General features: G+C 61.6%; 5 protein-coding genes. 4 read left to right on the top strand and 1 reads right to left on the bottom strand.

All coding sequences use genetic code 11. From position 1 onward, the window contains the following. The 3 genes from D8V06_RS12720 to pdxJ all read left to right on the top strand — a co-directional run. On the top strand, positions 1 to 157 hold a 157-nt coding region (locus D8V06_RS12720; protein WP_177434413.1), incomplete at its 5' end, for a KH domain-containing protein. 192 nt (positions 158 to 349) lie between these two features. Beyond that, positions 350 to 1,039, top strand: a complete 690-nt coding sequence (gene recO, locus D8V06_RS12725) for a DNA repair protein RecO (RefSeq protein ID WP_130907866.1) — start codon at positions 350 to 352, stop codon at positions 1,037 to 1,039. Positions 1,040 to 1,091: 52 nt separating this feature from the next. Then, positions 1,092 to 1,838, top strand: coding sequence for a pyridoxine 5'-phosphate synthase (pdxJ, locus tag D8V06_RS12730; protein ID WP_130907865.1), 747 nt, complete (start codon positions 1,092 to 1,094; stop codon positions 1,836 to 1,838). A 126-nt stretch (positions 1,839 to 1,964) separates the two neighbouring features. Here the strand turns inward: pdxJ and mltF are convergent, their stop codons facing one another. Beyond that, positions 1,965 to 3,425 carry a membrane-bound lytic murein transglycosylase MltF gene (gene mltF, locus D8V06_RS12735; protein ID WP_130905806.1) on the bottom strand — a complete coding sequence of 487 codons (1,461 nt, stop codon included), beginning with the start codon at positions 3,423 to 3,425 and terminating at the stop codon, positions 1,965 to 1,967. A gap of 285 nt (positions 3,426 to 3,710) precedes the next feature. On the opposite strand from mltF, the gene purL reads away from it, so the two are divergent. Beyond that, positions 3,711 to 6,657 (top strand): phosphoribosylformylglycinamidine synthase (gene purL / locus D8V06_RS12740; RefSeq protein ID WP_130931065.1); only part of this gene is annotated, 2,947 nt, incomplete at its 3' end.

The following is a 6,657-nucleotide window of genomic DNA, read 5'->3' on the forward strand; positions in this document are numbered from 1 at the left end:
CAAGGGCGAGCGCATCAAGCGTATCGGCACCGAGGCGCGCAAGGACATGGAGCTGTTGTTCGACTCCAAGATCATGCTCAACCTGTGGGTCAAGGTGAAGGGTGGTTGGTCCGATGACGAGCGCGCTTTGCGTTCGCTGGGTTACGGCGACTTGTAAATCAACACGGGGCGACTGTGGGAGCGGGGCCTCTGTGGCGAGGGCGCTTGCTCCCGCTCGGCTGCGAAGCAGTCGTAATCCCTGCCATTGTGTTTTCCCTGAAACACTGAGGTGCACGGTTTTGGGGCCGCTTCGCAACCCAGCGGGAGCAAGCTCCCTCGCCACAGTGGATCTCCAGAGTTTCGAAAACTGATGTCAAGCAGCCCGCCTCCCGCCCAGCCCGCCTACGTCTTGCACTCCCGCGCCTACCGCGAAAGCAGTGCGTTGGTCGACTTCCTCACGCCGCAAGGCCGGTTGCGGGCGGTGTTGCGCAGTGCGCGGGGCAAGGCCGGGACATTGGCGCGGCCGTTCGTGCCGCTGGAAGTCGAATTCCGGGGCAGGGGCGAGCTGAAGAATGTCGGGCGCATGGAGAGTGCCGGTGTCTCCACCTGGCTCAATGGTGAGGCGCTGTTCAGCGGCCTTTATCTCAATGAATTGCTGATTCGTCTGCTGCCCGCCGAAGACCCCCATCCCGGCGTTTTCGATCACTATGCCGCGACCTTGCTGGCCCTGGCCGAAGGCCGTCCGCTGGAGCCGTTGCTGCGTTCGTTCGAATGGCGCTTGCTTGATGATCTCGGTTACGGTTTCTCGTTGAGCACGGACATCCATGGCGAGCCCATCGCTTCGGACGGCCTCTATCGGCTGCAAGTGGATGCCGGGCTGGAACGGGTCTACCTGCTGCAACCGGGGTTGTTCAATGGCGCTGAACTGCTGGCCATGGCCGAGGCCGACTGGAGTGCGCCGGGTGCTTTATCCGCAGCCAAACGCCTGATGCGCCAGGCGCTGGCCGTGCATCTGGGCGGGCGACCACTGGTTTCCCGCGAGTTGTTTCGAAAGCCGTAAATTCCCCGTGTATGCTGTGCACCGAACTTTCTCTTCTTCTGGAGCGCTTTCCGTGACCACCAGCACCCGCATTCTTCTTGGCGTGAACATCGACCACGTTGCCACCTTGCGTCAGGCCCGGGGCACTCGCTACCCCGACCCGGTCAAGGCGGCACTGGATGCGGAAGAGGCGGGCGCCGATGGCATCACCGTGCATCTGCGCGAAGACCGTCGGCACATCCAGGAACGCGACGTGCTGCTGCTCAAGGACGTGCTGCAAACTCGCATGAACTTCGAGATGGGCGTCACCGAAGAGATGATGCAGTTCGCCGAGCGTATCCGCCCGGCGCACATTTGCCTGGTGCCGGAAACCCGTCAGGAGCTGACCACCGAAGGCGGTCTGGACGTAGCGGGTCAGGAGGAGCGGATCAAGGCGGCCGTTGAGCGTCTGTCGAAGATCGGCGCTGAAGTGTCGCTGTTCATCGATGCCGACGAGCGCCAGATCGAAGCCTCGCGCCGCGTTGGCGCCCCGGCGATCGAATTGCACACCGGGCGTTATGCCGATGCCGAGACGCCGACCGAAGTGGCTGAAGAGCTCAAGCGTGTGGCCGATGGCGTGGCGTTTGGCCTGGCCCAGGGGCTGATCGTCAACGCCGGCCATGGCCTGCATTACCACAACGTCGAAGCCGTGGCGGCGATCAAGGGCATCAACGAGCTGAACATCGGCCATGCGCTGGTGGCCCATGCGTTGTTCGTCGGCTTCAAATCGGCGGTGTCGGAGATGAAGGCGCTGATTCTGGCGGCTGCTGCCAAGGCATAGGCCTTACGCCGCTCGTTCCCACGCTCTGCGTGGGAATGCTGACCTTGACGCTCTGCGTCAGCTCTTGAAGCGGAACGCGGAGCGTCCCTGGCGGCATTCCCACGCGGAGCATGGGAACGATCAAATTCAGAGTGGGGCTGGCTCTTGGGCCGGTTTGGACTTGTCGATCCCCGGCACGAGCAGTTTGCCTTCGGCGACCTGATCGCCTTCAAGCTGCGGCTGCGTGACCCAGGTCAGGATGTCGTAGTAGCGACGGATGTTCGCCACGAAATGCACCGGCTCGCCGCCACGGGCGTAGCCGTAACGGGTCTTGCTGTACCACTTCTTTTCCGACAGGCGCGGCAGGATTTTCTTCACGTCCAGCCATTTGTCCGGGTTCAACCCTTCCTTGGCCGCCAGTTTGCGGGCGTCATCGAGATGACCACTGCCAACGTTGTAGGCCGCAAGGGCAAACCAGGTGCGGTCCGGTTCCTGGATCGAGTCGTCCAGTTGCTCCTTCATGTAAGCCAGGTATTTGGCGCCGCCCATGATGCTCTGCTTCGGATCGAGGCGGTTCGACACGCCCATGGCCTGAGCGGTGTTCTGGGTCAGCATCATCAGGCCACGTACGCCGGTCTTGGACGTAACAGCCGGTTGCCACAGTGATTCCTGATAACCGACCGCCGCCAGCAGGCGCCAGTCGACTTTCTCGATTTTGGCGTAGGCCTTGAAGTGCTTTTCGTACTTGGGCAATCGTTGCTGCAAATGCTGGGCGAAGGTGGTGGCACCCATGTAGCCGAGCACGTCGACGTGTCCGTAGTAACGGTCCTTCAGGCGTTGCAGGGTGCCGTTTTTCTGAACCTTGTCCAGATAGTCGTTGATTTCGTTGAGCAGGCTGTTGTCATCGCCTGGCGCGACAGCCCAGCTTTGGTTGCTGGCGTCACCCAGGTCGAAGGCGACCCGGATATTGGTGAAATACACCTGGTTCATCGCCACTTCGTTGGAGTCGACCAGGGTCAGGTCGATCTGGCCTTCGTCAACCATGCGCAACAGATCGACTACTTCTACCTGGTCGGACTCTTCGTATTCGATGCCGGGAAATTTCTTTTTCAGCTCGGCCAATTGCCCGGCGTGGGTGCTGCCCTTGAGCACCATGATTTTCTTGCCCACCAGGTCCTTGGCATCAGTAGGTCGCGACTGGCCGTTGCGATAAATGACCTGCGGGGTGACCTCCAGATAGGAGTGGGAGAAGCGCACCTGTTTCTTGCGCTCTTCGCTGCTGACCAGTCCGGCCGCTGCCAACACCGGGCCATTGGGCTTGCCCACCTGGTTGAACAGGTCGTCGAGGTTATCGGCGGTCTCGATCTTCAATTCGACCCCCAGATCGTCGGCGAAGCGCTTCACCAGCTCGTATTCGAAGCCGGTTTCACCGTTGCGATCCTGAAAGTAGGTGGCGGGGCTGTTTCGGGTAACCACCCGCAGCACGCCATCCTCCTTTACGCGCTCAAGCGTGTTGGGTTTATCAACACAGCCACCGAGCATCAGGAAGAGTCCGGTTGCGATCAGCCATTTGGCGTACCGCGGACGCAAAGCCGTTGGGGAAAACATCTGCGCAGTATACGCAAAGGACCACGGACGCCATATCTCGACAGCGAAGGGCTTGTCTGCTAGAGATCACAAAACCGGCCGAAACCCCGCAGGAATGGGACTTGTGTGCTTTTTGTTACAGTAAAAATAAGCGCTCGTCTCACCGCGGATTAACCTGACTTTCGAGGCAGAAACACAGATCGATACTCGAGTGCAACCGTGCGTAGCGTTTCGGGTGATGTCGCGGGCTGTTTAGGCTAGAATGCACGGCCTCAAAGCACACCCCTTCCCGAGGCTGTCCCGAAGATGTTGATCCTGCGCGGCGCTCCTGCCCTTTCCGCCTTTCGCCACAGCAAGCTCCTTGAGCAACTGAGCCAGAAGGTTCCGGCTGTCAGCGGCCTGTATGCTGAATTCGCTCACTTCGCCGAAGTTACCGGCGTCCTGACCGGCGACGAACAGCAGGTGCTCGCGCGCCTTCTGAAGTACGGTCCAAGCGTTCCGGTCCAGGAGCCGACCGGTCGTCTGTTCCTGGTGCTGCCGCGTTTCGGCACCATCTCGCCGTGGTCGAGCAAGGCCAGCGACATTGCTCGCAATTGCGGCCTGACCAAGATCCAGCGCCTGGAGCGCGGCATTGCGTTCTACGTTGCCGGCCAGTTCAGCGATGCTGAGGCGCAACTGATTGCTGACTCTCTGCACGACCGCATGACCCAGATCGTCCTGGGCAACCTTGAGCAAGCCGCCGGCCTGTTCAGCCATGCCGAGCCAAAGCCGCTGACCGCGATCGACGTGTTGGGTGGCGGCCGTGCCGCGCTGGAACAAGCCAACACCGAGCTGGGCCTGGCCCTGGCTGAAGACGAGATCGATTACCTGGTCAACGCCTTCATCGGCTTGAAGCGCAACCCCCACGACATCGAATTGATGATGTTCGCCCAGGCGAACTCCGAGCATTGCCGTCACAAGATCTTCAACGCCAGTTGGGACATCGACGGCGAGAGCCAGGAAAAAAGCCTGTTCGGCATGATCAAGAACACCTACGTGATGCACAGCGAAGGCGTTCTGTCGGCTTACAAGGACAACGCTTCGGTGATCGTCGGCTCCGTGGCCGGGCGTTTCTTCCCGGACCCTGAAACCCGCCAGTACGGCGCGGTGCAGGAACCGGTGCACATCCTGATGAAAGTCGAGACGCACAACCACCCGACCGCGATTGCTCCGTTCCCGGGCGCATCCACCGGTTCCGGCGGCGAGATCCGCGACGAAGGTGCAACCGGTCGTGGTGCCAAACCCAAGGCTGGCCTGACCGGTTTCACCGTCTCCAACCTGCAGATCCCTGGCTTCGAACAGCCGTGGGAAGTGCCGTACGGCAAGCCCGAGCGCATCGTTACCGCGCTGGACATCATGATCGAAGGCCCGCTGGGCGGCGCTGCGTTCAACAACGAATTCGGTCGTCCGGCCCTGACTGGCTACTTCCGTACCTTCGAACAATCGATCACCACCCCGCACGGTGATGAAGTTCGCGGTTACCACAAGCCGATCATGCTCGCAGGCGGCATGGGCAACATCCGTGAAGAGCACGTCAAGAAAGGCGAGATCGTCGTCGGCTCCAAGCTGATCGTGCTTGGCGGCCCGGCGATGTTGATCGGCCTGGGTGGTGGCGCCGCTTCCTCCATGGCCACCGGCACCAGCTCGGCAGACCTGGACTTCGCTTCCGTACAGCGTGAAAACCCTGAGATGGAGCGTCGCTGCCAGGAAGTCATCGACCGTTGCTGGCAACTGGGCGAAAAAAACCCGATCAGCTTCATCCACGACGTGGGTGCGGGCGGTCTGTCCAACGCCTTCCCGGAACTGGTCAACGACGGCGACCGCGGTGGCCGTTTTGAACTGCGCAACATTCCAAACGACGAGCCGGGCATGGCCCCGCACGAAATCTGGTCCAACGAATCCCAGGAACGCTACGTTCTGGCGGTCGGCCCGGCTGATTTCGAGCGCTTCAAGGCGATCTGCGAACGTGAGCGTTGCCCGTTCGCCGTGGTCGGCGAAGCGACCGCCGAACCGCAACTGACGGTCACCGACAGCCACTTCGGCAACAGCCCGGTGGACATGCCTCTGGAAGTGCTGCTGGGCAAAGCCCCGCGCATGCACCGTTCGGTAGTACGTGAAAACGAGCTGGGCGACGATTTCGATCCGTCGACCCTCGACATCGCCAATTGCGTCGAGCGCGTCTTGCATCACCCGGCCGTCGCGAGCAAGAGCTTCCTGATCACCATCGGCGACCGCACCATCACCGGCCTCGTGGCCCGTGACCAAATGGTCGGCCCGTGGCAGGTCCCGGTGGCCGACGTGGCCGTCACCGCCACCAGCTTCGACGTCTACACCGGTGAAGCGATGGCCATGGGCGAGCGTACTCCGCTGGCTCTGCTGGACGCACCGGCGTCGGGCCGCATGGCCATCGGCGAAACCATCACCAACATTGCCGCCTCGCGCATCAACAAGCTCTCCGACATCAAACTGTCGGCGAACTGGATGTCGGCGGCCGGTCACCCGGGTGAAGACGCGCGTCTGTACGACACCGTGAAAGCGGTCGGCATGGAACTGTGCCCTGAGCTGGGCATTACCATTCCGGTGGGCAAGGACTCGATGTCCATGGCCACGCGCTGGAATGACAACGGCGAAGACAAGACTGTCACCTCGCCGATGTCCCTGATCGTGACCGGTTTCGCGCCAGTGGCTGACATCCGTCAGACCCTGACCCCGCAACTGCGCATGGACAAGGGCACCACCGACCTGATCCTGATCGACCTCGGCCGTGGCCAGAACCGCATGGGCGCCTCGATTCTCGCCCAGGTGCATGGCAAGCTCGGCAAGCAGGCTCCAGACGTCGATGATGCCGAAGACCTGAAAGCGTTCTTCGCGGTGATCCAGGGCCTCAATGCCGACGGTCACCTGCTGGCTTACCACGACCGTTCCGACGGTGGTCTGCTGACCAGCGTCGTGGAAATGGCGTTCGCCGGTCACTGCGGCCTGAGCCTGAACCTCGACGGCCTGGCGGAAACCTCCGCCGACATCGCTGCGATCCTGTTCAACGAAGAGCTGGGCGCGGTGATTCAGGTTCGCCAGGACGCTACCCCGGATATCCTCGCGCAGTTCAGCGCTGCCGGGCTGGGGGATTGCGTGTCGGTGATCGGTCAGCCGATCAACAACGGCCAGATCAACATCACCTTCAACGGTGACACCGTGTTCGAAGGCCAGCGTCGTC

Source organism: Pseudomonas sp. Sample_24 (assembly GCF_004307605.1).
GTDB lineage: Bacteria > Pseudomonadota > Gammaproteobacteria > Pseudomonadales > Pseudomonadaceae > Aquipseudomonas.